The organism is Aquabacter albus (assembly GCF_040049275.1).
In the GTDB taxonomy this organism is placed as follows: Bacteria; Pseudomonadota; Alphaproteobacteria; order Rhizobiales; family Xanthobacteraceae; genus Aquabacter.
This window is the reverse complement of record NZ_JBDZDT010000008.1, coordinates 17,470-41,758: the sequence shown is the minus strand read 5'-3', so window position 1 is coordinate 41,758 and position 24,289 is coordinate 17,470. Positions and strand designations below refer to the sequence as shown.

Genomic DNA, 24,289 nt, shown 5'->3' with positions numbered 1-24,289 from the left:
TGTCTCGGCGCGAGGCGGGTGACCGTCTCGTGCCGGGCGAGCCATCGATGAACTGGGACTCTACTTTCAAAATGCTTTGGAGCTGTCGGAACAGGCCGTTTCGACACGAAGATAATCAGTGCCTAAGCAAGGGAGAGAAATGATAATGGGACGCCTTGAAGGAAAAGTCGCCATTATTACTGGAGCTGCCGGCGGTATCGGGTCCACAGCCGCAAGAAGATTCGTGTCGGAAGGCGCCAATGTGCTTCTGGTGGATCGGGAAGCCGATGCGCTCAAGCGCGTGACGGATGAGCTTCCATCCGGGCAGGCGGCCTATTTCGCCGGAGACGTCACCGACGAAGCCGTGACGCAGGCGTTCGTTGCGGATGCGACGCAGCGGTTTGGCCACGTGGACGTGGCGCTGCTGAATGCCGGTATCGAAGGCGAAGTGGGCCGGATCGAAGATGCGTCCCTCGCCATGTTCGATCGGGTCATGGCCGTCAATGTCCGCAGCGTCTGGCTTGGCTTGGCGGCGCTGATTCCGGTGATGCGGAAGGCAGGCGGCGGCAGCATCGTCATCACGTCCTCGGTCGCGGGGGTGAAGGGCTCGCCGAAGCTCGCTGCCTACAGCACGAGCAAGCATGCGGTTGTGGGCATGATGAAATCCGCAGCCCTGGAATGCATTCCGGACCATATCCGGATCAACGCCATCAATCCGGGGCAGACGCGCACGCGGCTGATGGAATCGATTGACGAAATGATGCGCGTTGCCGGAAGGACGGGCGACCCGGCAGCTGCGATTCCCATGGGCCGCTATGCCGATCCTTCGGAGATCGTCTCCCTTATGCTTTTCCTGGCAAGCGATGAAAGCAGCTATTGCACCGGCGCGACCTATCTTGTCGACGGCGGGCGAATGAGCTGATGCTCATGGTCGCTGACGAACCCGGCAGTGCTCGTCGCCCTAAGGATTGATCACGATCTTTCCAAAGAACGCCCGGTCTTCCAAAAGCTGCTGCGCGGCAGCCGTCTCGGCGAGCGGGAAGCGGTGTCCGATGGCCGGCTTGAGCCGCCCCTCGGCCACCAGGGCAATGGCGGCCTCGATGTCGGCCTGGGCATAGCCGGTGGAACCAAGCACCTGCAGCTCGCGCCGCCACAGGTAGCGCAGATCGATGGGCGGCGCGTAGCCCGCCGTCGCGCCGCAGACGAGAAGGCGGCCATGGCGTGCAAGGGCGCGCATGGAGGGGACGAAGGTGTCGCCGCCGGTGAAATTGACCACCACGTCTACGCCGCGCTTGCCGCTCAGGTCCCATGCGCGTCGGCTGAAATCCTCGGCCGCGTAGTCGATGGCGTGGTCGGCGCCGATGGCGCGCAATTGCTCCAGCTTGGCGGCGGACCCGGCGGCGGCCAGCACTTCGGCGCCGATCATCTTCGCCACCTGCACGCAGGCGGTGCCGACGCCGCCGCTCGCCCCGAGCACGAGGATGGTTTCGCCAGCCCGAAGATTGCCGATGGTGGTCAGCATGCGCAGCGCCGTGCCGAAATTGATCGGAACGGCGGCGGCGGTGTCGTCGTCCACCGCATCCGGCAGTCGCACGAGGTTTGATGCGGGGACGCGCACGCGCTCGGCGAGCCCGCCCTGGATCTCTTCTCCGATGAGCCCGTCGGCCGTCTTCGGATTGACCACGACGCGCTCACCTACGCGCCAGCCGGTGACGGCCGCGCCGAGGCTCTCGATCTCGCCTGCAATGTCGCCGCCCGAGATGAACGGCAGCGGGATGGTGACATTGGGCATGCCGCGACGCGCGAAGATGTCGAGATAGTTCAGCCCCACGGCCCGCACGCGGACAATGACATCTTGGGCACGCGGTTCGGGGTCCGGCCAGTCGCGACAGGAGAGCACTTCCACCCCGCCATGGGCCTCAAAAACCACTGCCTTCATTGGTGAACTCCACAGATGGCGAGCTTCGACCAAGCGTCCCGCCAAGTACCCGAGCGGCCTTGAGGGCCTGAAATATGGGCATCCACATATATAGATATAGGCAGTTTTCATACAAAAAATCATTGAAATCTTTTTTTTTGTACTCGTAACATAGATCCATCGGTGAGGGGAGACGGCGCACGGCGCCGGGGCCAGAACCGGCTGGAGGGGAGATGACGCTGACCAGCGACGCCGTGAAGCCTCGGGCTGCGATTGAGGCCGCGGAGGGCTCCGCCTTCATCGAGCTGGATGATGTCAGCATCGGCTATGGCGGCGAGAACGGCGTCCTCGCGCTCACCGAAACCAGCATGAAGATCCGCAAGGGCGAGTTCGTCGCCCTCGTCGGACCGTCGGGCTGCGGCAAGTCCTCGATGCTCAAGCTTATATCCGGCCTGCATCCGGCGCTGCGCGGCGCGGTGAAGGTCTCCGGCCAGAAGGTGACCGGGCCGCTGAAGATCTGCGGCATGGCGTTCCAGAACTCCACGCTGCTGCCGTGGCGGACCACGCTGGACAACGTCCTGCTGCCGCTGGAGATCGTGGAGCCCCACGCCCAGCGGTTCCGCGCCCACAAGGAGGAGTATCACGCCCGGGCGCGGGACCTGATCGCGACCGTGGGCCTGTCCGGCTTCGAGAACAATTATCCCTGGCAGCTCTCGGGCGGCATGCAGCAGCGCAGCTCGTTGTGCCGCGCGCTGATCCATTCCCCCGAGATGCTGCTGCTGGACGAGCCCTTCGGCGCGCTGGACCCGTTCACGCGGGAAGAGCTGTGGGACGTGGTGCAGGAGCTGTGGCTGAACCGCCGGCCCACCGTGATCCTCGTCACGCACGATCTGCGCGAGGCGGTCTATCTGGCGGACACGATCTACCTGTTCAGCCCGCGCCCCGGCAGGATCATGTCCCGCACCGAGGTGGACCTGCCGCGCCCGCGCACCCTCGCCGACACCTACACTCCCCGCTTCATCGAGATGACCCACGCGCTTCGCGAGCAGATCGCGTCGAGGCCCCGCACATGAAGAAGACCCTCATCACGCGCGCTCTGCCCTGGCTGATCGTGCTGGCAACCGTCGTCCTGTGGGGACTGGTGTGCTGGGCCTTCAGGATTCCGAGCTTCGTCCTGCCCGGGCCCATCGAGGTCGCCGGCGCCCTCATGAAATACCCCAAGGCGGTGTTCGTGAACGCGGGCTACACGCTGTTCACCACCCTGATGGGCTTCGCCATAGCGGTGGTTTTCGGGGTCGCGCTCGGGGTGGTCGTCGGGTCCTCCCGGGTCGTTTACGACGCGCTCTATCCGATCATGATCGCCTTCAACTCCATCCCCAAGGTGGCGATCGTCCCGGTGCTGGTGATCTGGTTCGGCATCGGCACCATCCCGGCGGTCATCACGGCATTCGCGCTCTCGTTCTTTCCCATCGTGGTCAACATCGCGACGGGGCTCGCGACCATCGAACCGGAGATCCTGGACGTGCTCCGGGTGCTCGGCGCGCGCAAGCGGCAGATCCTCATGAAGATCGGGCTCCCGCGCGCCATGCCCTACTTCTTCGCCTCCCTGAAGGTCTCCATCACGTTGGCCTTCGTCGGCTCGGTGGTGGCCGAGACCGCGGCGTCGAACCACGGCATCGGCTACCTGATGATCGCCGCAAGCGCGCGGTTCGACGTGGCGCTCGTGTTCGCCGGCCTCGTGGTGATCGCCGCCATGGGCATCTCCCTCTATGAGTGCTTCGCCTTCCTGGAGCGGCGCGTAACCTTCTGGGCCTCACGCGACAACGGGATCGTGTCGTGACCGGCGCCCCGTCCCTGCGCGCGCGCCTCGAACCCCATCTGTCGCGCGAGCGGTCCACGCGGGAACTGATCGACCTCCTGCGGGTGCCGAGCCCGCAGACCGCCCTTCTGGAGCGGGAGCCGGCGCTCACGCGCTTCATCGAGGCCGCGGTGGAGCCGCGCCTGCGCGAGATGGGCTTTGCGGATTGCCGCTATGACGCCATGGGCAATCTGATCGCCGAGATCGGGCCCTCTGGCGGTCCCTCGCTGATGCTCATCAGCCACGCCATGAACCAGCCGCCCAACACCATGCCGAACCCGTATGCGGGGGAGATCCTCGACGGCGCCCCTTTCGGCTTTGAAGGCGAGGTCGCGCGGGGCCGCGGCGCCAGCGAGCAGAAGGGCACCCTGGCGGCCATGCTCCATGGGGTCGAGGCCGTCTTCAAGGCCGGCATTCCGCTGCGCGGGCGCCTCTCCTTCATCTGCTGCGTCTCGGGCGAGACCGGATGCGTCGATGCCATCCGCAATGTGGTGGAGACGGAGAAGGTCCGGGCAGGCATCGCCTATGTCTACGGCAACAGCCTGAAGCTCCAGCTGGGAAATCGCGGCCGCATCGACATGCGGATCATCGTCCACGGCAAGCCGAGCCACAGCAGCCGCCCCAAGGAGGGCTGCAACGCGATCACCGGCGCCATCGAGGTCATACGGCGGCTGACAAGCGAGATCGGCCCCGCCCGCAGCCATCCCCAGCTGGGCGAAGCCTCGCTCACCATCAATGGCCTGCGCAGCTATCCCGACTCGACCCACACCGTCCAGGCACGCTGCGAGATATCGGTCGACCGCCGCCTGCTCCCGGGCGATGACCCCGATGTGGCGGCCGCGGAGATCGAGCGGGTTGCCATGGCGGTGGACGGCATGCCGGACCCCGTGAGCGGCAAGCCCTGGACGGTGGAGGTCGTCCGCGGTGCCTACATGCATCCGAGCCTGGTGACGCAGGATTCGCCCGCCGTTCGCACGCTCGCCGCGGCGTGCCGGGCCATGCTCGGATACGAGCCCGAGCCCATGTACGGGCAGTCCGCATTCGACCAGGGCTACCTGAACCACGCCGGCATCTCGACCGTGAATTTCGGGCCGGGCGAGCAATCCTTCGCCCATACCGACAACGACATCGCGTCGCTGGACAAAGTGTTCGGCGCGGCGCGGGTGTTCGCATTCCTCGTCGCCGATCATCTCGGCGAGGGGGACGGGCGGCCATGATGCCGCCCGCCGCGCCCCTAATCCTCGCGGGTACTGTACACGCAGCGGCCGGCGGCGATGGCCCGCCCCTGATCATCCCGTATGTCCACGTCGCAGACGCCCACCGTCCGGCCGGCGCGGATGATGCGGGCCTCGGCGATGAGGTCGGTATCGAGGGCCCCCCGCAGGTAATCCACCCGCATGTCGATGGTTGGCACCCGCCGCTTGAGGCGCGCCGCGAGGCAGGTGTGCCCGGCGATGTCCACCAGCGTGGCGATGATGCCGCCATGATAGTCGCGCTGATCCGGCGAGCGGCTGAGCTCGCTCCGGTAGGGCAGCTTGACGGCGATCGTCCCCTTCTCGGCATCCAGCGCGATGATCTCCGGCGAAAGCCATTGGTGCAGCGGCGGCCGCGCCAGCAATGCGCTGATGAAGGCCGCGTCATCGATCTCCATATTTCCCGGCATCTACTGATCCTTAAAGAACAAGAGCTTCTTCATGGAAGATGACATGCATTATGAGCAAGAAATAAATGCAAATCGCCAAAAAAATCTCGGGTATTTTTTTGACGACGCCCTGTCTCGGGTCGCAGACAAGGTTTGCATCATCGATCTCTACGGCGGTCGCGTGCGGGAAGTCACGTATCGCGAGCTGGATGAACGGATGGACCGCGTGGCGGGCGCGCTGCACCGCCTGGGCGTCCAGCCCGGCGAGCGCGTGGCGATGCTGGTGGGCAACCGGGTCGAGTTCATCGAATTCTTCTTCGGCGCGATGCGGATGGGCGCCATCCCGGTGCCGCTGAACACGCGGCTCGCGCGCGACACGCTGGCCTTGATCTTCGCGGATGCCGGCTGCACCTGCGCCCTGATCGAGCCCAGCTGCCACCGCGATGCCATGACGCTCACAGCCGGCATGGGCCTACGGCATGTGCTGGTGCTCGATGAGTGCCACCCGGGCTTCCTGTCCTACGAAGCGGAGCTGGCGAAGCCGGGCGCGGCGCCTCCCCCTCCCCCCATCGCCGACGACGCCCAGGCGTTCCAGCCCTACACGTCCGGCTCTACGGGCCGCCCCAAGGGGGCGATCATGACCCATAGCGGCATGCTCTGGTACGTGCGCTACAACCAGCGCTACTGGCCGGCCTCGCAGGAGGATCGCGGGCTCATCGCGCTGCCGCTGTTCCACAAGAACGCCCTCAGGGGCACGGTGAAGCCCATGCTGTTCGCCGGCGGCTCCTTCGTGCTCATGCCGGCTTACGAGCCCCGCGCCTATCTCAACGCGCTGGCGAACTACCGCTGCACTTATTCGCGCGGCGTCGCGGCGGTCTTCACCATGTTCCTCCAGCACCGCGACGAGATCGAGAAGCTCGACCTCAGCGCGCTGCGCAGCATGTCCATCGGCTCGGCGGTGGTGACCCCGGAACTGCTCGACGCGGTGGAGGCGGCCCTGCCCGGAGTGAAGACATCCGAAAGCTACGGGCTGACCGAAGGGGGAAGCCCCTTCCGCGCGCCCATCGACGGCCGCCCGGTGCCGCGGGGCAGCGTGGGCGTGAAGGGGCCGGAGGTGGAGATCAAGCTGGTCGACGCCGACGGGAAGGAAAGCCCTGATTTCGGCGAGCTTCTGATCCGCAGCCCCTATGTTTGCCTCGGCTATCACAACCAGCCGGAGGTCACCCGCCAGAAGATCACGGACGGCTGGCTCCGGACGGGCGACATTTTCGAGAGGAGCAAGGACGGCTTCTATTACTTCCGCAGCCGCGTCGACGACATGTTCAGTTGCGGGGGGGAGAACGTCTACCCCAAGGAAGTGGAGAACCTCCTCTTCGGCCATCCCGACGTGGTGAACGCTGTGGTCACCCCCGTGCCCCACCGCGTGAAGGGCTTCGTGCCCGCGGCCATGGTGGTGCCGCGCGCAGGGTCGGCGCTGCAGCCGGCCGACCTGAAAGCCTTTTGCCTCGAACGCGGGCCCGCATATGCGCACCCGCGCTACGTCCAGCTGGTCGACGCCCTCCCGCTCAACGGGGCGGGAAAGATAGACCGGGCCATCGCGCAGGCGGCCCTGGCGGCCGATTACCTCGCCTCAGAAACCGCCCCGTAGAGGGCAGTAGAGTTGTGCGTACAAAAAATAAATCAAATCCAGAGATCAGGAACGGAGAAACAACGATGTCTATCTTCCGTGAAAGGTGGAATTACCTGAGGTCCGCGCGCAATGCGGCCGTGGCATTGGGGATATTCGCCGCCACCGGCCTTGCCGGCGCGGCCGAGGCCCAGCAGCTCACCAACGTCAAGATCACCGTCGATTATCGCCTGTACGGCCCGAACGCGCCGTTCTGGTACGCCCAGGCCAGCGGCCTGTTCCGCGAGGCCGGCATCAATGCCGTGGTGGATGGCTCGTCGGGGTCCGGCGAGGCGATCAACCGGGTCGCGAGTGGTGCCTACGATGTGGCATACGGGGATATCGGCACGCTGGCGGAATTCTGGGTGCGCAACCCGGAACCGGCGCCGAAGCTGGTAATGGTGATCCTCGACCGCTCCGCGCAATCGGTCGTCAGCCTGAAGAAGGCGAACATCACCGGGCTGAAGGATCTCGTGGGACGCACGGTTGGAACGGGCCAGGCGGATGCCTCCTCGCGCATGTTCCCCGCCATTCTCAAGATCAACAACATTCCCATCGACAAGATCGACCTCAAGCGTGTGGAGCAGCGGCTGCGCGACTCGATGCTGATCCGCGGCGACGTGGACGCGGTCATCGGCTTCGATTCGACCATCCTTTTCAACCTTGCCACCCAGAACATCGCAGTGGACGACACCAACGTGATCTACTATGCGGACAACGGCTTCAACTTCTACGGCAACGGCCTGCTGGTCTCGAAGGCGCTGATCGAGAAGAATCCCGATCTGGTGAAGCGGCTGACCGCTGCCGTCGCCAAGGCCTGGATCGCCACCATCAAGGACCCGAAGGCCACCATCTCCGCCCTCGCCGAGCGGGACCCGGTCACCGATGAGGCGCTTGAGGTCAAGCGCCTGCAGTGGATCCTGAACAAGAACGTCGTGACCCCGGCCACCCGCGCCAACGGCCTCGGATACATGGACAAGAAGAAGATGGAAGACGGACTCAAGATCCTGGCCGAGGGCTTCGCGATGGAGAAGGTTCCGACCATTGCCGACCTCTATGATGACCGCTTCCTGCCGCCTTTGAGCGACCGGACGATCCCCGCCAAGTAGGCGGCTTCAGACCCACCCCGCCCGCCATCTCCCTCGGCGGGCGGGGTTCAGCCACCGGGATATTCGCGATCGTGCCTGCATCATGAAGCTCTCCTACCAAAGCACCTATGCCTCCCGCCGGTCGCCGGTTCTGGCGCGCAACATGGTGGCGGCCTCCCAGCCGCTGGCGACGCAGGCAGGCCTGCGCATGCTCCAGCGGGGCGGAAACGCCATGGATGCCGCCCTGGCCGCGGCAATGGCGCTGGTGGTGGTGGAGCCCACCGGCAACGGCCTCGGCTCGGATGCCTTCTGCATCCTGTGGGACGGGCAGGAACTGCATGGGCTCAACGCGTCGGGCCGCTCGCCTGCCGCCTGGACGCCGGAGCGCTTCGCCGGGCGCAAGGCAATGCCCTTGCGGGGGTGGGATGCCGTGACCGTGCCCGGCGCCGTGTCGGCCTGGGTGGAGCTGTCCGAGCGCTTCGGGAGGCTGCCGTTCGCGACCCTGTTCGAGCCCGCCATCGACTATGCGGAGCGGGGCTATCTCGTGTCGCCGGTCATCGCGGAGACCTGGGGGCGCGCGGCGGAGGAGCTGAAGGTCCAGCCCGGCTATGCCGAGGCGTTCATGCCCGGCGGGCGGGCGCCACAGCCAGGGCAATTGTTCCGCAATGCGCCGCTTGGGCGCTCCCTGCGCCTGATCGCGGAAACCAAGGGCGAAAGCCTCTATCGGGGAGAGCTTGCGGACCGGATCGCGGCCTATGCGGCGGCGCACGGAGCGGCGCTCACTGGCGATGATCTCGCCGCCCACCGTAACGACTGGTGCGGCACCCTCGCGCAAGGCTTCGGCCCGGCGGAACTGCACGAAATTCCGCCGAACGGCCAGGGCATCGTCGCGCTGATGGCGCTGGGCATCCTGCGGCATCTCGGGATCGAGGACTGCGCGGTGGACAGCGTCGATGCGCTCCATCTGCAGATCGAGGCCGTCAAGCTCGCCTTCGCGGATGCCTATGCCTATGTGGCTGATCTCACTCACATGGGCGCGGTCCCGCCGTCCGCCCTTCTCGATCCCGCCTACCTCGCCGGGCGGGCTAAGCTGATCGACCCCAGGCACGCCCGGGTTTTCGGCGCCGGCGCGCCCCGCCGGGGCGGCACCGTGTGCCTCGCGGCCGCCGACGAGAGCGGGATGATGGTGTCCTACATTCAGTCCAATTATTCGGGCTTCGGTTCGGGCGTGGTGGTGCCGGAGACGGGCATCAGCCTGCAGAACCGCGGCAACGGCTTTTCGCTGGAAGCGGGCCATCCCAACGAGGTGGGCGGCGGCAAGCGCCCCTTCCACACCATCATTCCCGGCTTCATCACCCGGAATGGCCGACCGCAGACCGCATTCGGCGTGATGGGCGGCCCGATCCAGGCACAGGCGCACGTCCAGATGTTCCTGCGCCTGAACCTGTGGGACCAGGATCCGCAGACCGCGGCGGAAGCGCCGCGGTGGCGGTTCATGGATGGGCTCAACGTCGCCATCGAGCCGGAAGCGGGCGCAGACGTCCTGGCCGCGCTGGAGCAGCGCGGCCATCACGTAACCTCGGAAGCCCCGGAGGAGAGTTTCGGATTTGGCGGCGCGCAGCTAGTGTGCGCGGCCGAGGATGGCTTTATCGGTGGCTCGGACCCTCGCAAGGATGGCCAGGTGGCCGGGTTCTGACGCCGAGAACGAACGGGACAAACGTGGCAATCGACTTCGTCGAAATCGGGGAGCGCCTGCGGGCCTATCGGATGGGCGCGGGCCTGACGCCGGAGGACGTGGCGCAGCAGCTCGAAATCTCGCGCGCCGCCCTCTACAAGTACGAGAAGGGCGGGGTCATCAAGCTGGAGACCATCGAGAAGCTGGCGCAGCTCCTCAAGGTTTCCGTTCCCTCGCTCCTTGGCGTCGGGGTCGAGTACTTCGCCAATCCGGTCGCCTATTACGAGCGCAAGCGGCAGCTGGAGGAGCGGGCGGACCAGGTCATCGTCTATTTCGAGCCTTTGTCCTTCGTGCTGATGTCGGGCGACTATGTCAGCCATCTGCGCAGGATGCTGACCGAGACCATCCCCGACGGCTTTCCCGACCGCGAGGCGGCCCTCACGCAGATCGACCGTGTCATGGAGATCCTCCAGAACCGGCACGATCAGGCCTGGCACCAGCGCAAGAGCATCATCAGCCTGGTGAGCGCCATCCAAGTGCAGCGCGTGCTGCGCACCGGCCTGGTCGGCAGCTACAATTTGTCGAAGCGCGAGGTGGAGGAGCGGCGCCATCTGGCGCGCGTTGAAGTGGAGCGGATGGCGGCGCTGATGGAAAGCGAGCCCATCGGCGTGCAGATCGGCGTGATAGAGGACACCATGCCGAACCAGACCTTCCAGATCTTCCGGGAGCGCGAGAAGACCTGGGTGGCGGTGAGCCCGTTCCGGTTGGGCGAGTTTCCCAACATCCGCGCCGGCGTCGCCTCCATCACGGCGGCGCCCGATGCGGTGACCCTTTACGAGCAGCTGGCGAGCGATCTCTGGTCCCGCGCCTATAAGGGCGAGCGCGGCGCCCAGTTCCTGCGCCGCCTGATCGCCGAGAGCGGCTCCTTCGGGGTGCGTGTTCCGCTGCGGTCGCTCAGCAAATAGCGAGAATTTCGGTTGCCTTAGGAGGATGCCGAAAGCGACCGAGAACGCCGGCACGTGTGAGCACGGGCTGGCGGCTGATGGGCGAGGCCGAAGGCACCAAAAAAGCTGTTTGGCTGCTCAACCCGCTTTCATGCGCTCCAACACCTTCTTCGCGCGCTTGAGGTTGGCGTAGTCGACCATCATGCCGCGATACTGCGTGGCACCCCGCCCTTCGGCCTCCGCCGTTCGCATGGCTTCCACAAGCCCGATCGCATAGTCCACCTCCTCGGCCGTCGGGCTGAACACCTCGTGCAGCACGGGGAGCTGGCGCGGGTGGATCGCCATCTTGCCGAGATAGCCCATGTTGCGGGCCAGGATGCTCTCGCGCCGCAGCGCGTCGTCGTCTTTCAGGTTCATGAAGACGCCGTCGATCAACCATTCAACCCCCGCCGCGCGGCCCTCGCAGACGAGCCGGCCGCGCGCATAGAGCAGGGCCTCGCCCTCCGGGGTCCAGCGGCCGCCGAGGTCCAGCATGAAATCGCCTTCCTCAGCGCTGGCAAGGCACATGCCGCCGATGCGCGGGACCGCCGAGGCCAGCTCAAAGGCATTCCTGAGGCCGAGGCAGGTCTCGATCATCGGGATAAGGAGAAGGGTATCCTTGGCGAGGCCGAGCCGCTCCTCCGTCTCCTTCAGCAGGCGGTCCACAAGGTGGATCTCGTCGGTGCGCTCTGCCTTGGGCAGCAGGATGCCGGCGAGACGGGAGCCGACGAGGGCGCCGATGTCCGCGGCGGTGTCATTCTCGCTCGGGTGATTCACCCGCACGAAGATTGGCGGCTCGCCGGGCTTGGCGAGCGCGGTCTGAAGATTGATGCGTGCGCCGGGCTTGCCTGCGGGCGGCACGGAATCCTCAAGGTCGAAGATCAGCGCATCGGCGCCGCTGTGCCCCGCCTTTTCCATGAGCTCGGGTCGGGCGGCGGGGGCAAAGAGCAGGCTGCGGTGGAGGGGCATTTCGTGGGCTCGATCGTTCTTGGCGTCTATCGTCCGGTCCAGTTCGGCGGACGCTTCTCCATGAAGGCGCGGGGGCCTTCCTTGGCGTCGTCCGTGGCGTAGACGAGGGAGGCGAGGTCGCCCTCAAGGTTGAGGCCCTCGCCGAGGTCCATGTCGAGGCCGCGCGAAACCGCTTCCTTCGCGGCCATGAGCGCCACCGGCGCGTTGGCCGCGATGGCCCCGGCGATCTCCTCGGCCTTGGCGAGCACGTCCGCACGGCGCACCACGTGATCGGCAAGACCGATGCGCTCGGCCTCTGCCGCATCCACGGTGCGGCCGGTGAGAATGATCTCCAGCGCCTTGGAACGGCCGATCCGGCGCGGCAGAAGCTGGGTTCCGCCATTGCCGGGAATGATGCCCCGTTTGATCTCGGCGCAGGCGAAGGAGGCCGTGTCCGCCGCGACGATGATGTCGCATTGAAGCGCCAGCTCGACGCCGCCGCCGATGGCAAGGCCGTTCACTGCGGCAATGGCAGGCTTCGGGAAGGCCAGCAGCGGGCGATGCCCGCGCCGCATGCGGCGGATCTCGTCAGCGCTCATATTGCGCACCTGCTCGGAGAACTCCTTCAGGTCGAGGCCCGCTGAGAATGCCCGCTCGCCTGCCCCTGTAAGGATGATGGCGGAGATGGTGGGGTCGCGCCGCGCGGCGGCAAGCGCCGCCTCCAGATCGTCGCGGAGCCGGGTATTGAGGGCATTGTGGACCTCGGGACGGTTCAGCGTGATGACGCCGACGGCGCCGCGCGTCTCGAACAGGATGGTCTCAAAGGTCACGTGGGCTCCCCTGGTTCCAAGGCCGCGCCGGATTCGAGAAGGGCTGCGATCTCGCGGTCGGAAAGGCGCGCGACCTCCGCCAGAACGTGCCGCGTGTCCTGGCCGAGCAGCGGCGCCGGTGTTGGCGGTCGGTTGTCGAATCGGAACGGCAGACCCTGATAGCGATGCCGGCCGGCGGCGGGATGGTCCAGAATGGAGATGAAGCCGGTGGCGGCGAGCTGGGGATCGTCATGCACATCCCGGCCGGAGGAGACCGGCGCCGCCGGCACACCTTCCCGCTGGAGCAGCTCGGCCACCGCGCGCTTGTCCCGGGTTCCCGTCCAGGCCTCGATCTCCAGGCGCAGCGCCGCATGGTTCTTCTGGCGTGTCTCAAGATCCTGGAAGCGCGGGTCTTGTGCCAAAGCCGGGCGCTCCATGGCCGCGCAGAGCGCTGTCCATTGCGCCTCCTCGAAGGCGGCGATGGCGACCCACTGATCCTCGCCGAGCGTGCGGTAGGCATCGTGGGGCGCCGCGCGGGGCGTTCGGTTGCCGGTCGGGGCGGTCTCGCGGCCATCTTCCGCCTGGGCGAGGAAGCGCTCGCCGTACCAGTGCATCAGGCTCTCCCTCTGGGCGAGCTCGATCCTCTGGCCTTCGCCGGTGCGCCGGCGGTGATAGAGCGCCAGCATGACCGCCATGGCGCCATTGAGCGCGCCGATGGGGTCCACATAAGCGGGGCCGGTGCGCTGGGGAATGCCATCGCCGTATCCGGTGAGGCCGGTCATGGAGGCGAGGGCTTCCATGGTGGGGCCGACGCCGCGCATGTCGGACATGGGGCCGCCTTCCCCCGTCACCACCATCTCCAGCAGGATGACGTCGGGCCGGAGCGCCACCAGGTTCTCATAGGCGAGCCCCAGCCGCCCCAGGGCGCCGGCGGCGAAATTGCTCACCACCACATCGCATTGCCGCACCAGCGCCTCGATGGCCGGACGCGTCGAGGGCGCCTTTAGGTCGAGGCCGAGGGAGCGCTTGCCCAGGTTCTGGGTGTTGAACCATGCGCTGCGGTCGTAAGGGCGGAGGCCGGGCTGGAAATCGGGATAGCGGTTGCGGTCGTCACCCGTCACCGCGCCGCGCCAATTATCGATGGCGTCCAGATGCTCGACCTTGATCACTTCCGCGCCAAGATCAGCCAGGATGCGTCCGGCCATGGGGCCGGCCCAGGCGGTGGAGATTTCAAGCGCGCGGACACCTGAGAGTGGAAGGGGGCGGTCAGGCATCGGCGGCCTCGCAGGACACAAGCGCCGCATTGGCTTCGCCCAAGGCCGGGGCACCGTGCATCACCGTGCGGGGCGTGCGGCTGAAGCGGAAAAGAGGGCCAAGCACGATCCGTTCCCGTGTCCCGTCATTCGCGCGCTCCCAGAACCCGCGCGCGGCGAGGTGCGGGCAGGCGAGGGCATCCGCCATGGTGCTGACCTTCGCCGCCAGGGCCCGTGCAGCCGTGACGCGGGAGATGAAGTCCGCGCAGGCCATGTGGGCGATAACGGCGGAGAGCCGTTCGTATGCCTCCTTCCAGTTCTTCACCAGAAGATCGCTGGAGGCGAAAAGCGGGTCCGTTCCCACGTCGGGCGCGCCGAGATGGGTGCACAGAGCACCCCAGCGGTCCCCGCGGCAATAGATGGACACCCAGCCGTCGCTGCACTGGAAGATATCGCAGGCGCCGGGATAGGGACCGCGTGTGGGCGCGCTGCCGTTGTAGGAATATTGCGCCACGAGGTTCTGCGACATGGCGACGGCGGTCTCGTGGATGCTGATGTCGAGGTCGCGCCCGGCGTCCGTCTCCTCGCGTAGCATCAGCGCACCGAGGATGGCGGTCACCGCGGCAGCGCCGGCCGAGTAGGACGCGCGGTGCCCGAACCCGTAGAGCGGCTCGTCTTCGGCCCGCCCCGTGGTGTGCATGAGGCCGGACAGGGCCTGGTGGATCATCTCGCTGCCGCGCCAGTTCGCGTAAGGTCCGCCTTCCGCGAAATCGCGCACGCGGCAGGTGATGAGCCGGGGCCGGCCGACGCGAAGTGGACGGGGATCCTCATCCCCGTCGGCAAGGATCACGTCCGCATGCTGCAGCAGGCGATGGAAGACGGCCCGGCCCGGGGCCGTGGCGCGGTCGATGGCCACCGAGCGCTTCGCCGTGTTGAGGTGCCAGAACAGATGCCGGTCGTCAGGGTCGCTCACATGGCGAAGCGGCGATCCCTCCGGCGGCTCCACCAGCAGCACCTCGGCCCCATGCTCCGCCAGCACACGGCCCGCGAACTGGCCGGCAACGCCGGCGCTGAGGTCGAGGACGAGAAGGCCGTCCAGGATCTGCCGTGACACGCTGCTCATTGCTCCCCCATGGGCGCGGTGGTGCGCAACCGTTTGCCGATGAAGTCCTGCATGCCCTTGCTGCGGTTGCCCGCCGTATCGCGAATGCGCAGCTGGTCGATCTTCGCCGCGACGAAGTCATGCAGGATGGTCATGTCGAGGTCCGGCGCGGCGCGATAGATCTCCTTCACGGTCCGGACCGCGAACGGGCTTTTCGCGGCAAGCGTCTTTGCCAGCGCATCGACTTCCTCCGCGAGGCGTTCCTGCGACACGGTCTTGGTGATGAGGCCGGTCCGGGCTGCGGTCTCGGCGTCAAAATTCTCGCCCGTCAGGGCGTAGTAAAGCGCCTGGCGCGCGCCCATGGCCTCGATTGTCTTCTTGCTGGCCGCCCCGCCCGGCACATGCCCCCAATTGATCTCCGGCAGGCCGAACAAGGCGGCAGAGCCCGCCACCGCGATATCGCAGGCCAGCGCCACCAGGAGGCCACCGCCGAAGCAATGGCCGTTGATCATGGCGATGGTGGCCTTGGGAGAGCCGGCGATGCCCTCCCACATCCATTGCCGCGCTACCTCCATGATGACGGCGCGGGCCTCCGGCTGCCCTTCGAGGTCGTTGAAGAACTCCTTGATGTCCGCCCCGGCGCAGAAGCTCTTTCCCGCGCCGGTGATGACGATGACGTGCACCTCAGGGTCGGCGTTGAGCCCGGCGAGGAGGCGATGCATCTCCTCGTGCATGCGCGGGTTCATGGCGTTGCGCTTCTCCGGGCGGTTCAGCGTGACGCGGGCAATGCCCTCCGCCAGCTCAACTGCAAGCGTGTCGAACGTGTACTGGCTCATGGGTCCTGTTCCTTCGCCCCCGATGGGATGCGCGGCTAGTTGGACTTCTGCTGATCCTTGAACAGCGCGACGCCGCGCACCTGCTCTGCGGCGATGAAGCGGCCGAATTCCTCCGGCGTGTTGCCCACCAGCTCAGCGCCGATCTCCGCCGCGCGGTTGCGGATCTCCGGGGCTTTGAGGATCTCGGAAATCTCCTTGGCGAGCTTGTCGCGTATCTCTTTCGGCGTGCCGGCGGGGGCAATGAGGCCGAACCAGATGCCGGTGACGTTCGGGTTCGCGTAGCCGAGCTCCGACAGGGTCGGCACGTCAGGCATCTCCGTCACCCGCTTCTCGCCCGTCACGAACAGCACATGTCCGGCGCCGGCCTTCACCGAGGCGATCACGTTCGGCGAGGTGATGAACATGATCTGCACCTCGTTCCGCGCCATGGCGAGCATGGAATCGTTGGCGCCGCGATACTGGATGGCGGTCCAATCCACCTCGAACTGCTTCATGAGGGCGACCATGCCCATGTCCACGGGATTGGCCTGGCCGAGGGCGACATAGTTGAGCTTGCCCGGATTGGCCTTCGAGTAGGCGACCAGCTCCGGAATGGTCTTGGCCGCGACCGAATTGTTGACCTCGAAGGCCAGCGAGGCGGTGGAGATGTGGGTGACCGGCGCGAAGTCCTTCACATTGTAGGGCGGCTTCGCCTCGATGGAGGGGATGATGACGAACTGCGTGTTCACGAGGCACACGGTGTAACCGTCGGGCCGCGCATTGGCGCAGGCGTTCACCGCCAGAAGCCCGTTGGCGCCCGGGCGAGGATCAATGACCATGGCCTGGTTGGTGCGCTGCTGGAAAACGTTCGCGATGGTGCGCAGCAGCGCGTCCACCCCGCCGCCCGCGGCCTGCGAGGAAATCACCTGGATGGCGCGCGAGGGATAGCCTGTCTCGGCGGCGGCCGGCATCGCCGCGCAGGCACCCATGAGGGCGGCGGCGGCGAGCCGGGTAAGGACTGGCGGGAAAGCTGGTCCGTTGGGCATGGTTCCTCCTCCTTAGGCTGCTTGTGCAGCTCCTGATGCTTGGGCAGAAAAGTCGGCACGTCCGCCGTCGAGCACGATCACGTTCCGCTCCGCCGCCGTGACACGGAAGTGGATCGGGGCGTCTGGCTCGGTGGGATTCCAGGCCTCGACGCGCAGGCTCTCGCCAGGGAAGACCGGTCGGGTCATGGTCGCCTGGCCACCGCGAAAATGCCGGCATGCTTCATCCATCGCGCCACGGGCGTTGAGCACGCCGTGCAGGGCGATGGAGAAGGTGGCGAGCCCATGCAGGATCGGCCGCTCGAACCCAACCTTCCGGGCGTGCGCCGGGCTTGCGTGCAGTGCATTGTGGTCGCCGAGGGAGAGGCGGTAGAGCAAAGCGAGGTTGCCGGGTGTCGGCTGCTCCAGCACTGCATCCGCCGGCCGCTCGGGCAAGGTGACGGGCGCAGGGCCGCCTTCCGCGGGTCCGCCGAAGCCCCCGGCGCCGCGCACATAGAGCCACGTGTCCATGGTGGCGAGGACCGTGCCGTCCTCCCCTTCCACGTCGCGGCGCACGCAGATCAGAGCGCCGCGACCGGCGCCCTTGTCCACGGCGCCCGAATAATAGGTGCGCGAGGTGCCATAGCCCTCCGGCGGCAGTGGAGCGAAGGTGCGCAGCACGGTCTGGCCCACCACCACCGCGTTCGGGTCGATGCCGAGGGAGGTGTCGCGGGAGCGCTCGTCGCGGACCATGTCCACCCAGCCGAGCACGCAGGCGAACGTCGGCGGCACGAGGAGGCCCGGCGCGCCGTCCTCATAGACGAAAGGAAGCTGCCGCTCATCCATGGGGTCCATGCCGAGACAGGTCCCAAGACCATGCAGCATCACGTCCCGCTTCGAATAGGCGAAGGGCACGACCACGGCAGGATGGGCGAGCAGGCGGGCACGATCGATCATGCCTGCGCTCCCGTTTCCACCGGCAGCTTCCAGGCCACATCGAAGGTAGCGGTGAAGCCGGCAAGGCGCGCATCGATGGCGCGCAGCAAGGTCTCATGCGCCCGGGCAGGTGCACAGACGGTGATGGTCGCGCGCATCGCTTCCTTGCCCATGGCGACGTCCACGGTGATGGGCACGGTGAGGTCCGCCAGCGCTGCGCTGAAGGCGCGCATGGCGGCATCCTCGCGCAGCACGGCCTTCAGCGGCTTGCCCACATCCGACAAGGGGATGCGGTCGAGGAGGATGATCTCCTTCGGCAGCGCCACGCGCTCCGAGATGTGGGTGGAGGCGAAGGCGGCCAGCTCCTCCGGCGTCGCCGAGGCGCCATCGTGGAGTTGCACATAGGCGATGGGCAGCTCCCCCGCATGGAGGTCCGGCTTCGCCACGGCGGCGGCGTGGGCGACCGCCGGATGCTCGATGAGGGCCTCCTCGATCTGCCGCGGATCGATATTGTGCCCGCCCCGGATGATGATGTCCTTCGCCCGGCCGGTGACGCAGACGTAGCCGTCCTCATCGATGCGGCCAAGGTCGCCGGTGACGAGCCAGCCATCGAGGAAGGTGCCGGCGTCCAGCGCGGGGTCGAGATAGCCCGGCGACACGCCGGGGCTGCGCACCAGGATGGCGCCCACCTCGTTCACGGCGCACGCGCGCCGGATGGCGCCGTTGCCGTCCAGTTCGACGACGCGGATGTCCGTATAGGGCAGGCGGATGCCCGAGCAGCCGGCCTTGGCCGGGCCGTCCCGTGGGTCGATGGAGACTAGGCTGCAATTCTCGGTGATGCCGTACATGATCAGCGCCCGCACCCCCGCCAGATCCTCGATGCGGCGCTGCACCGCCGGCGGCACCGCCGTGGAGCCGGTTCCGAACGTGGCGCGCAGCGAGGAGATGTCCTCGCCCTGCGGCGGGTTGCGGGTGAGCACGGCGAGGGTGGTGGGCACGCCCGACAAGCGGGTGATGCGGAAACGCTCCACGAAGCGCCAGTAATTGGCCATGTACGCCTTGTCCCGCGCGCCGAGCACGCTCGGGATCACCAGCGTCATGCCATCCGCGATGGGGACGAGGCCACGCACGGTGAAGCCGCCGATGTGAAACAGCGGCGTGTCGGCGAGCATCACTTCGTCGGAGGTGTGGGCGAGCACCATATTGGTGGCCCAGACGCGATAGACGAGGCCCCGGTTGGTCAGCTGCACGATCTTCGGCGTCCCGGTGGTGCCGCCGGAGTGCACATAGGCCGCGATGTCGTCAGGCTTTGCCGGCCGGCGCTCGAATTCGAGGCCGTCGTCCCGATGGACGCGTGCCCGCAGCAGCAGATCGGTTTCCGGCAGCATTTCGCCGCCGGGGCCGCCAACCGAAAATAGCGGGATGCCTTGAAGAGCGGGATAACCGCAGACGGCTTCCCAGATGCCGAAGCCAGGCGTCGGGCCCAGTGCGATGATGGCTCTGGCGCCCGAGGCGGCGATGAGCTGTCCCAGGGCCGCCGGCTGAAGCATCCAGTTCAGCGGGAAAGCCTTGGCGCCGAACAGCGCGCCGAGCAGCGCCGCGAAAGTGGCGGGGAGCGTGGGGAGCACCAGAGCGACCGCATCGTCCGGCCCGACGCCGTTGGCCCGGAGCAGATTGGCCACCTGCGTCGCCTGCCGCAGCAGCATGCCATAGCTTATGGAGACGGCCGGCGCTTCAGCATCGCCATTTTCCACATAGTGCAGAGCCGGCTTTTCGGGCGCACGCAGGCAGGCCGCGCGCAGGACCTCGGCGAAGTCCCATTGCGTGATCCGGGCCTCCAGGGGAATGTCCTCCAACGCCTCCACATCGGCGAGGGATCGGTAGGGGGGATAGAGGTCGTCTGCCATGGCGCCCGCAAAAAGATCCAACGGCCGGGATGGTAGCGGTACCCATCGCGGAAATAAGTGGGCTGGACTGCACTCCATTTATGATAAAATTGTCCGCAATGGCCCTGGACTCCATCCACCTGATGCTGGTCTTCGCCCGCGTTGCCGAGGCGGAAAGTTTCACGCTTGCGGCGCGGCGCCTGGAAATCTCACCCTCCGCAGCCAGCAAGGCGGTGGCACGGCTGGAGGAGAAGCTCGGCGTGCCCCTGGTGCTGCGCACCACGCGCTCGCTGCGGCTGACCGAGGAAGGCGAGGCGCTGCTCGAGACCTGCCGCCACATCCTCAGTGAGATCGAGGAGGTGGAAGCGAAGCTGACCCGCGAGCGCACGGTGCCGCGCGGGCGCGTGCGCATCCAGTCGAGCGTGGCGTTCGGGCGCCTCGTGCTGGTCCCGCTGCTGTTCGAGCTGAACCGGCGCCATCCGGAGCTGACCATCGACGTCGACCTGAGCGACCGCATCGTGAACCTGACGGAGGAGGGGATCGACCTAGCCTTCCGGCTCGGCGAACTGGCGGACAGCGGGCTGGCCGCCCGCAAGCTCGGCCACATGCAGTTCGTGACAGTGGCCTCGCCCGCCTATCTGGAGCGCCACGGTGTTCCCAAGGTCCCCGCGGATCTTGCGGCCCACCGGTGCCTTGGATACTTCCTGCCCGATATACGCCGCTACCGCGACTGGCAGTTCACCGGCACAGGGACGCGGGAATCCCCGTCAGCCCATCTCAACATCAACAACGCGCAGGTGCTTGTGGACGCCGCCATAGATGGGCAGGGCATCGTCAGCGTGGCCAGCCTCGTTGCCTTCGATGCGGTCCGCAGCGGCCTGCTGCGCCTCGTGCTTGCCGACCATGTCACGCAGGGCCCAGCCATTTCCATGCTCTATCCCAGCCGCCGCTACCGCTCCCCACGGGTGAGCGCGCTGGTGGATTTCCTCGTCGCCCGCATCCCCAAAGATTCACGGTGGCAGACGCTTCCCTGAGAGCATTCATGGAGACTTGGCCGACGCCGGGTGTGCGGGGTCAGCTGGTTCGAGTGTCCAAGCGGCAGATACGCAACCCCCTGGGGTGCAATGGTTTCAGCGATCATAAGGCTTTTGGGCTGGTGCTGCGAGAGAGGATTGAACTCTCGCGGATCGCCCATAATGCCTTGAAAATATAGGATTTTTCGAGTCCGAGCTTATCAAGGTGTACCACCTTAGTGTGCCTTGTCAATGATTGGGATATCGGTCCTTCAGAGGGACTGAAGCCTCGCCAATGCGCTTTGCGCGTCCTCGGCCACTGGCACCGGCATTCTGAGATTAACCTACGAGGTGACTGCCATCAGAAGGGGCAATCGGAATTACAGGCGCCTCGCGGATGACTGAATATGCATCCGCTTCGCTGCCGTAGGTCAGCACATGTGTGGATAGCTGCTTGCCACCGCCAAGGCCAACCCACCGGTAGGCATTCGGCTAGATCTGATACGGCGGCAAGCCGCCTTGGCGCCTAACGTTAACGCCTTTAGACGTGTCCATGCACGAGGTATAGATCGAGAATAGACGGCCTATAATTCCAAGAAAGTACCATAACGAACCCGTATATTCAAAATATATAAGTATTATTATGAATATATGAGTATAAAATAGTTTAACTTATGTGATATTTTTTCATTAATGAGATTAACGTCCGATAATGCAAGATTGTCGGACATTCTTATCCTTATACAAGGCGTGCGGATAAGGCTGATAATGGTAGCTAAAAGCGCACATCGCGGTTAGGCTCCGCGCATGGATCTCGCACCGATTCCCCCGCCCGCAGCGTCCTGGCCTGTGCCAACCGTGCCGGGATGGGCGGTGCCGCGCGGCCCGGTGACGGACCCGACCGAGGCGGCGTTCCTGGCCGGCGCAGCTTTGAATTCCTTGGACAATCTGGTCCGCGCGGATCCTGCGTGGGCCGGCGCCTGGCGCGCCCGGCTGGCGCTGAGCTGCGCCGCCGCGGCCGCCCGCCTAGCCTGGACACCGCGGTGCTCCAATCGATATGCGCGTTGCTGGGCATCAGCTGGAGCGCGAGGTTGGCCTCTCTTCCGGACGACATCGACCGGAAGCTGGCGAGCGGCCGGCCGGCGCCGCTGGCGGCCGCCGCGGTCATTCGCACCGTCGCCGCCGCGCAGCCTGACGCCCGGCTGCTCGGCTGGTGGTTGGCCGACCAGATGTCGACCCAGCGGCTGCGCTGGCCGTTGCCGGTGCCGCTGCTGATGGCCGAGACCAGCGGGCTGCGGCGGACGGGCAGGGGAGGGGGGCTCTCTCCGGACACAGACGGCCTCGACGCCGCCGTCTGTGTCGCTATCGCGCTGGGCGCTGCGCGTGCCTGCCGGCTGGCGGCCGAGATCGCCCCGCGCGCCGCCCGCCTGGAGGCCGTCGTGCCGAAGCTGCGCGCCAAGGGCGCCGGCGACGCGGTGCGCCGGCTGCTGGAAGATGACGTCGTGTCCGGCACCTTGCAGACCGACGGGCTATCGCGCTGGGCCGCGCGGCGACTGTTCGAGCGGCTGGTCGCGCTCGGCGCCGTGCGCGAGCTCTCCGGCCGCCCCAGCTTCAAGCTCTACGGGCTCTGACATGGCCCGCCGCCCGCGCGCGCCCGAACCCTTCGACACCGAGCTGGCGCACCTGCCGCCGGAGCTGCGCTGGCGCGAATGGATGGGCCGGGTGGAAGCGGTGATCTTCGCCGCCCCCGCCCCCGCCCCCGCCCCCGCGCCCGCGCCCCCGCCCCCGCCCCCGCGCCCGTGACCCGCGAGGTGCTCGCCCGGGTCGTCGGCCGCGACTGCAGCCTCGACCTCTTGATTGACGACATCCGCGCCGAGTTGCGCGGCCGCCCCTACGAATTGGTGGCGGTGGCCGGCGGTTGGCAGCACCGCACCAGGAAAGGGTTTGCGGAAGCGATCCAGGTGGCGACGGGGCTTGGCACCGCCGATCCCAAGCCGCTGTCCAAGTCCGAGCAACTGGTGCTGCTGGCGATCGCCTACTTCCAGCCGATCACCCGCGGCGAGCTCGGCCAGTTCTTCGGCAAGGAGATTTCCCGCGACACCATCGGCCACCTCCGTGGCCTCGACTTTATCGCCGCCGGGCCGCGCAGCCCGGTGCCCGGCGCGCCATACACCTACGTGACGACGAAGGAGTTTTTGAGCTTCTTCGACTTCGACACGTTGCGCGACCTGCCGGACATGGAGGCGCTCGAGGATGCCGGATTGCTGAGCAAGGAGCGGCTGCTGGCGGGGGATTTCCCGAACACGATAGATGATGGCAACGGCGCCGACGGCATGGACCAAGAGGCGCTCGGCGGGCCTGTTCGTTTGAAGCGTGGCATTGGCCACCACGGTGTACGTGGATCCACGCTTCCGATGGCGAACGACTAGCCCTTCGGTTGCACGGTGCGGAGAAGATGCGGACATTGAGGGATTCCATGGTCCGCGATCCGTAGTGTGATTGAACCAAGTTTCGCCCGTCCATCACATCCGGTATCATACCAGCTTGGCGCAGGCGCCACGACGAGCCGTAGCTGTGAAGAAATCGCGCACCGGCTGTCGGAGCGCAGCCGTTGCATGCGATCCGATCCCACGACATTGGCTAGCCACCTGCACAGCCACCGCACGCACGCCTATCGAATTTGCCACGCCCGTTTGCGTCGCTGGAATCTCTTTTTTTGGGAGTTTTTCGTGGCGGCGTCATTTAGTCACGCCACTGGCGTGTAGTCACAAACCGTTCAAACGCCATCGGTAGATAATATGTCGATATCTCCCGCAATATGGAGGCAATGATGAGGCGCCGCCACTTCATGATCGGCCTCATCGTCGGCGTAGCCTGCTTCACCGTCGCCATCTGGGTGGGGTTGGAGCTTCGCGAGATGACGATCGTGGCGTCCGAGCGCCTGAATGCCGTGCCCGTCAATGAACTCGCGCAGGCGATACCCGGCATCCATCGGACCAACCAAGCGGTTCTGTGGCACTACATCCTCATGATCGGATTCACGATCGTCGGTTTGCTCGTGTCCGGAGCCGCCCTGATCGCCTGGTGGGGATCGAGGAATGCGGTACGGCATCCCGCAAATGACAATCCGAGGAATCGGGCGGGGATCGCCCCATTCCCGCAACGAAGCTCTTCGTCGATGCAGATCAACGGGAAGCGCTACCTTATACGCTGACCATGCGGGCTACCGGACCCGATGGCCTTCGGCATCGATGACGACTTCTCCGTCCTCCTTGGTGAAGGGTCCCTTCTGCGGCGCCGGAAGGATGTCGAGGACCAACTCGGAAGGGCGGCAGAGCCGAACGCCCCGGTCCGTGAAGACGAACGGGCGATTGATGAGGATCGGGTGTGCCATCATGGCGTCGAGCAACTGGTTGTCGGTGACGGCTGGATCGTCGAGCCCCAGTTCCGCATAGGGCGTTCCCTTCTGCCGGGTCGCCTCGCGCACCGTCAGCCCCGCGGCCTTGATAGCGGCCGCCACCTTCTCCTTCGAAGGCGTATCCTCCAGGTACTCGATCAGGGTCGGCTCGATGCCCGCGTTGCGGATCATCGCCAGCGTGTTGCGCGACGTGCCGCAATCGGGATTGTGCCAGATGGTGACGGGGGAATGCTCGGTCATTGTCCAAGGCTCGCTTGAATTTCCGATCGTGAATGTCC

Annotated in this window: 21 protein-coding genes and 2 pseudogenes; 12 read left to right on the top strand and 11 right to left on the bottom strand. The window is 66.3% G+C overall.

Annotation, left to right across the window (positions count from 1 at the left end; translation table 11 throughout):
* Positions 1-145: 145 nt before the first annotated feature.
* The gene (locus ABLE91_RS20470; protein WP_348933821.1) at positions 146-901 is read left to right on the top strand and encodes an SDR family NAD(P)-dependent oxidoreductase; all 756 of its coding nucleotides are present in this window, start codon (positions 146-148) and stop codon (positions 899-901) included.
* A gap of 39 nt (positions 902-940) precedes the next feature.
* Here ABLE91_RS20470 and ABLE91_RS20465 read toward each other — a convergent pair whose 3' ends face one another.
* Positions 941-1,918: a zinc-binding dehydrogenase gene (locus ABLE91_RS20465; protein WP_348933819.1), complete on the bottom strand. Its 978-nt coding sequence runs from the start codon at positions 1,916-1,918 to the stop codon at positions 941-943.
* 212 nt (positions 1,919-2,130) lie between these two features.
* Here ABLE91_RS20465 and ABLE91_RS20460 point away from each other — a divergent pair, with 212 nt between their 5' ends.
* The 3 genes from ABLE91_RS20460 to ABLE91_RS20450 are packed head-to-tail and all read left to right on the top strand — an operon-like array spanning position 2,131 to position 4,972.
* Complete coding sequence (locus ABLE91_RS20460) at positions 2,131-2,970, top strand: ABC transporter ATP-binding protein (RefSeq protein ID WP_510181982.1); 840 nt, start codon at positions 2,131-2,133, stop codon at positions 2,968-2,970.
* Entirely contained in the window at positions 2,967-3,737 is a 771-nt protein-coding gene (locus ABLE91_RS20455; RefSeq protein WP_348933818.1) for an ABC transporter permease, read from the top strand. The genes ABLE91_RS20460 and ABLE91_RS20455 overlap by 4 nt, the downstream gene beginning before the upstream one ends.
* Positions 3,734-4,972, top strand: coding sequence for a M20 family metallopeptidase (locus tag ABLE91_RS20450; protein WP_348933816.1), 1,239 nt, complete (start codon positions 3,734-3,736; stop codon positions 4,970-4,972). The genes ABLE91_RS20455 and ABLE91_RS20450 overlap by 4 nt, the downstream gene beginning before the upstream one ends.
* Before the next feature lie 17 nt (positions 4,973-4,989).
* On the opposite strand, the gene ABLE91_RS20445 is transcribed toward ABLE91_RS20450, so the two are convergent.
* The gene (locus ABLE91_RS20445; protein ID WP_348933814.1) at positions 4,990-5,418 is read right to left on the bottom strand and encodes a PaaI family thioesterase; all 429 of its coding nucleotides are present in this window, start codon (positions 5,416-5,418) and stop codon (positions 4,990-4,992) included.
* Between the two features lie 31 nt (positions 5,419-5,449).
* Here ABLE91_RS20445 and ABLE91_RS20440 point away from each other — a divergent pair, with 31 nt between their 5' ends.
* From ABLE91_RS20440 to ABLE91_RS20425, 4 genes are all read left to right on the top strand, one after another.
* Complete coding sequence (locus ABLE91_RS20440) at positions 5,450-7,045, top strand: class I adenylate-forming enzyme family protein (RefSeq protein WP_348933813.1); 1,596 nt, start codon at positions 5,450-5,452, stop codon at positions 7,043-7,045.
* 65 nt (positions 7,046-7,110) lie between these two features.
* Positions 7,111-8,172: an ABC transporter substrate-binding protein gene (locus tag ABLE91_RS20435; RefSeq protein ID WP_348933812.1), complete on the top strand. Its 1,062-nt coding sequence runs from the start codon at positions 7,111-7,113 to the stop codon at positions 8,170-8,172.
* Positions 8,173-8,254: 82 nt separating this feature from the next.
* Positions 8,255-9,847: a gamma-glutamyltransferase family protein gene (locus ABLE91_RS20430; RefSeq protein ID WP_348933810.1), complete on the top strand. Its 1,593-nt coding sequence runs from the start codon at positions 8,255-8,257 to the stop codon at positions 9,845-9,847.
* Positions 9,848-9,870: 23 nt separating this feature from the next.
* Positions 9,871-10,791: a helix-turn-helix domain-containing protein gene (locus ABLE91_RS20425; protein WP_348933808.1), complete on the top strand. Its 921-nt coding sequence runs from the start codon at positions 9,871-9,873 to the stop codon at positions 10,789-10,791.
* A gap of 117 nt (positions 10,792-10,908) precedes the next feature.
* Here the strand turns inward: ABLE91_RS20425 and ABLE91_RS20420 are convergent, their stop codons facing one another.
* The 8 genes from ABLE91_RS20420 to ABLE91_RS20385 are packed head-to-tail and all read right to left on the bottom strand — an operon-like array spanning position 10,909 to position 19,601.
* The gene (locus tag ABLE91_RS20420) at positions 10,909-11,778 is read right to left on the bottom strand and encodes an HpcH/HpaI aldolase/citrate lyase family protein (RefSeq protein ID WP_348933807.1); all 870 of its coding nucleotides are present in this window, start codon (positions 11,776-11,778) and stop codon (positions 10,909-10,911) included.
* A gap of 26 nt (positions 11,779-11,804) precedes the next feature.
* Entirely contained in the window at positions 11,805-12,587 is a 783-nt protein-coding gene (locus ABLE91_RS20415; RefSeq protein WP_348933805.1) for an enoyl-CoA hydratase/isomerase family protein, read from the bottom strand.
* Complete coding sequence (locus ABLE91_RS20410; protein WP_348933804.1) at positions 12,584-13,840, bottom strand: CaiB/BaiF CoA transferase family protein; 1,257 nt, start codon at positions 13,838-13,840, stop codon at positions 12,584-12,586. The genes ABLE91_RS20415 and ABLE91_RS20410 overlap by 4 nt, the downstream gene beginning before the upstream one ends.
* Positions 13,833-14,942, bottom strand: a complete 1,110-nt coding sequence (locus ABLE91_RS20405) for a CaiB/BaiF CoA transferase family protein (RefSeq protein WP_348933803.1) — start codon at positions 14,940-14,942, stop codon at positions 13,833-13,835. Before ABLE91_RS20405 ends, ABLE91_RS20410 begins: the two co-directional genes overlap by 8 nt.
* Positions 14,939-15,757 carry an enoyl-CoA hydratase-related protein gene (locus ABLE91_RS20400; RefSeq protein WP_348933801.1) on the bottom strand — a complete coding sequence of 273 codons (819 nt, stop codon included), beginning with the start codon at positions 15,755-15,757 and terminating at the stop codon, positions 14,939-14,941. Before ABLE91_RS20400 ends, ABLE91_RS20405 begins: the two co-directional genes overlap by 4 nt.
* Before the next feature lie 35 nt (positions 15,758-15,792).
* Complete coding sequence (locus ABLE91_RS20395) at positions 15,793-16,782, bottom strand: Bug family tripartite tricarboxylate transporter substrate binding protein (RefSeq protein ID WP_348933800.1); 990 nt, start codon at positions 16,780-16,782, stop codon at positions 15,793-15,795.
* 12 nt (positions 16,783-16,794) lie between these two features.
* Positions 16,795-17,715 carry a MaoC/PaaZ C-terminal domain-containing protein gene (locus tag ABLE91_RS20390; RefSeq protein WP_348933798.1) on the bottom strand — a complete coding sequence of 307 codons (921 nt, stop codon included), beginning with the start codon at positions 17,713-17,715 and terminating at the stop codon, positions 16,795-16,797.
* On the bottom strand, positions 17,712-19,601 hold the full coding sequence (locus tag ABLE91_RS20385) for an AMP-binding protein (RefSeq protein ID WP_348933797.1): 1,890 nt from the start codon (positions 19,599-19,601) through the stop codon (positions 17,712-17,714). Before ABLE91_RS20385 ends, ABLE91_RS20390 begins: the two co-directional genes overlap by 4 nt.
* A 98-nt stretch (positions 19,602-19,699) precedes the next feature.
* On the opposite strand from ABLE91_RS20385, the gene ABLE91_RS20380 reads away from it, so the two are divergent.
* The 4 genes and pseudogenes from ABLE91_RS20380 (at position 19,700) to ABLE91_RS20365 (ending at position 23,807) form a co-directional block, all read left to right on the top strand.
* Complete coding sequence (locus ABLE91_RS20380; RefSeq protein WP_348933795.1) at positions 19,700-20,614, top strand: LysR family transcriptional regulator; 915 nt, start codon at positions 19,700-19,702, stop codon at positions 20,612-20,614.
* Between the two features lie 786 nt (positions 20,615-21,400).
* Positions 21,401-22,224, top strand: a pseudogene (locus ABLE91_RS20375) (DUF1403 family protein).
* A 1-nt stretch (position 22,225) separates the two neighbouring features.
* Positions 22,226-23,022, top strand: a pseudogene (scpB, locus tag ABLE91_RS20370) (SMC-Scp complex subunit ScpB).
* Positions 23,023-23,423: 401 nt separating this feature from the next.
* Positions 23,424-23,807: a hypothetical protein gene (locus tag ABLE91_RS20365; protein WP_348933792.1), complete on the top strand. Its 384-nt coding sequence runs from the start codon at positions 23,424-23,426 to the stop codon at positions 23,805-23,807.
* A gap of 9 nt (positions 23,808-23,816) precedes the next feature.
* Here the strand turns inward: ABLE91_RS20365 and arsC are convergent, their stop codons facing one another.
* A complete protein-coding gene (arsC, locus tag ABLE91_RS20360) occupies positions 23,817-24,251 on the bottom strand; it encodes an arsenate reductase (glutaredoxin) (RefSeq protein WP_348933790.1) in 435 nt (144 codons plus the stop codon).
* Between the last annotated feature and the right edge of the window lie 38 nt (positions 24,252-24,289).